This window comes from Vibrio sp. 2134-1, from assembly GCF_033339495.1.
In genome coordinates, this window is sequence record NZ_JAWOUS010000240.1 from 1 (window position 1) to 863 (window position 863).

Genomic DNA, 863 nt, shown 5'->3' on the forward strand with positions numbered 1-863 from the left:
CGGAAAGATGATCTTTGTGATGCCGGTAATGTGGTTCTGGGTGCTGGTGGTGTGCCGCTTGGTTGAACCAGAACGTATCTCAGACGTGTCAGGACTTATCTCTCCGGACGTGATCGGGTGGGCCGCTGGTGCGGCCATCACCCTCATTATCTATTCCGTTTTTACACGCCCAGCTTTGTACGGATACCACAACTTTTTCAAGCAGCATATTTGCTCAAGAGTAAAGCAAGTAACGCCGGAACTCAGAACAGTCACTGGGCCACTGTTCTTTTACCGAAACGAAATTGGAACGATATAGAGAGGAACCATGAAAGTAACCAATAAACTCAAACTGCTGGCACTGGGGCTGTGTATGGCCGGTACTGCCATCGCGGCTCCTGATGTGCTCAATGACGACGCAAAGCTCAAGAACCTTGAGAAGGTGTGTCCCGACTGTCAGATGGTGGCAAAAGATGTACTCAATCTGCGGGTTGAAAACTGCCAGCTCAAAGACACTTCCAGTGCAATGATGATTGGCACCATGCAAAATGACCCTATGTTTTCGTTTATGCTGGCAGTACACACAGCGGCAGGCTCGGAGGCATACAAAACGGTAGTTGGTGCCGCTGGCAACCATGTTGACTGTGAAAACCCGTTGAACTGGATCAAGCTGACCCAGCAAGCGATTAAAGGAGGCAAAGTCTAATGCGTAAGAGAGATTTCTTTTTTGGAGAGGTGTATGAGGGGGGTGCAGGAGCCACTCTACGACTGAGTGATATGGAACCATTGGCAAGAAAAGTGTCGGCAGAGTTCTTCACTGCACAACTGAACCGTATGCTGAAAGAGCATGACGGTCAGTTGACGCTCAGCGATGGAACGTCGTA

General features: G+C 49.6%; 2 protein-coding genes. Both read left to right on the forward strand.

The window, feature by feature from the left end; all coding sequences use genetic code 11:
* The coding region (locus R7R78_RS25190) for a hypothetical protein (RefSeq protein ID WP_225474510.1) at window positions 1-298 on the forward strand (298 nt) is incomplete at its 5' end.
* Window positions 299-307: 9 nt separating this feature from the next.
* On the forward strand, window positions 308-685 hold the full coding sequence (locus R7R78_RS25195) for a hypothetical protein (RefSeq protein WP_225474511.1): 378 nt from the start codon (window positions 308-310) through the stop codon (window positions 683-685).
* Window positions 686-863: the final 178 nt, after the last annotated feature.

Bases quoted from the DNA above. Each gene is read 5' to 3' on its own strand.
- R7R78_RS25195 (WP_225474511.1), top strand. From the start codon at position 308: ATGAAAGTAACCAATAAACTCAAACTGCTGGCACTGGGGCTGTGTATG.